This window comes from Micromonospora sp. MA102, assembly GCF_025460765.1.
Classification (GTDB): domain Bacteria; phylum Actinomycetota; class Actinomycetes; order Mycobacteriales; family Micromonosporaceae; genus Micromonospora; species Micromonospora halotolerans.
Genome location: NZ_JAMWEG010000041.1, coordinates 1 through 1,367, shown reverse-complemented (window position 1 = coordinate 1,367; position 1,367 = coordinate 1). Strand labels below are relative to the sequence as shown.

1 protein-coding gene is annotated in these 1,367 nt (G+C 66.6%); it reads left to right on the top strand.

Features of this window, described 5'->3' with window-relative positions:
• Positions 1-134: 134 nt before the first annotated feature.
• A complete protein-coding gene (locus tag NFX44_RS33195) occupies positions 135-1,346 on the top strand; it encodes an IS110 family transposase (RefSeq protein WP_262287548.1) in 1,212 nt (403 codons plus the stop codon).
• The last annotated feature ends 21 nt before the right edge of the window (positions 1,347-1,367 follow it).

Genomic DNA, 1,367 nt, shown 5'->3' with positions numbered 1-1,367 from the left:
TTTGGGTGTGGCTCTCATCTGGACTGCGTTTCGCCGGGCACCGTGACGAGGCGTGGCTCAAGAGGGGACTGCCCAGCTCGTAGTAGCACTGCCCACCTCGCCGTCCCTATCGGTTCGAGGAGAGCAGGAGCGCCATGACAGACGTGATCATCGGGGTTGATCCCCACAAGTTGTCGGCCACCATCGAGGTCGTCGACTCCGGCGGACACCTCTTGGGGTCCGGGAGGTTCACCACCGACAACACCGGCTACGCCGCGATGCGCGCCTACGTGAAGGCATGGCCCAACCGCGTGTGGGCGATCGAGGGCGCCAACGGTGCTGGGCGGCCGCTGGCGCAGCGGTTGGTCGAAGCAGGCGAGCAGGTCCTCGACGTCCCGGCGAAGCTCGCCGCCCGGGTCCGACTCTTCGACACCGGCCACAACCGCAAGACCGACGCCTTGGACGCGCACTCGATCGCGATGGTCGCGGTGCACACGCTAGGTCTGCGGAGGCTGACACCCGATGGTGACCTGGAGGCGATACGGATGCTTACCGACCGCCGCGACGAGCTCGCCCGCCTGCGGGTGCAGACCCTCAACCGACTGCAGCGACTGCTCAGCGAACTGATCCCCGGGCAACGCAAGAAGGACCTCTCCGCGATGCAAGCCAAGACAATGCTGGCCACCGTTCGGCCTCGAGACATCGCCGGGAAGACCCGGCGCCGGATGGCCGCCGAGGAGCTCGCGGACCTGGTCGCAGTCGACAAGAAGCTGAAGAAGATCAAGGCCGAACTCAAGACCGCGGTCGAGACGAGAGGTTCGACGCTGATGGAGGTCCACGGGATCGGACCCGCCGGAGCAGGCAGAATCCTCGCCGACGTCGGCGACATCGCCCGCTTCTCCGACCGCAACCGCTTCGCCTCTTGGACCGGCACCGCCCCCTTGGATGCCTCCTCCGGCGAACAGATCCGTCATCGTCTGTCCCGAGCGGGCAACCGCCGGATGAACCACGTCATCCACATCGCCGCCATCGTCCAGCTCCGGAACGACACCGAAGGCCGCGCCTACTACCGCCGCAAACTCGCCGCCGGCAAGACCCCGCTCGAAGCACTGCGGTGTCTGAAGCGACGCCTATCCGACGTCATCTACCGCCGCCTGGTCAACGACGCACGCGCAGCCGAGAACCACACAGTCGAAACGGGCCCGGGAGGGCACTGCGGGGCGTCTCAAGAATCCTGCGCGGTCGACCTGCCCCCGCACATCGACACTTCGGATCAGCCACTTCCCGGACCCGCAACACCGACGCTACGCCGGCCCATCCGCTCCCGGAAGCGCACCTCTCCTAACGCCCTGAACCCGGTCTATTGACATAGAGGGGAGCCAGATGAG

Coding starts and splice junctions, on each gene's coding strand:
- NFX44_RS33195 (WP_262287548.1), top strand. CDS start 135: ATGACAGACGTGATCATCGGGGTTGATCCCCACAAGTTGTCGGCCACC.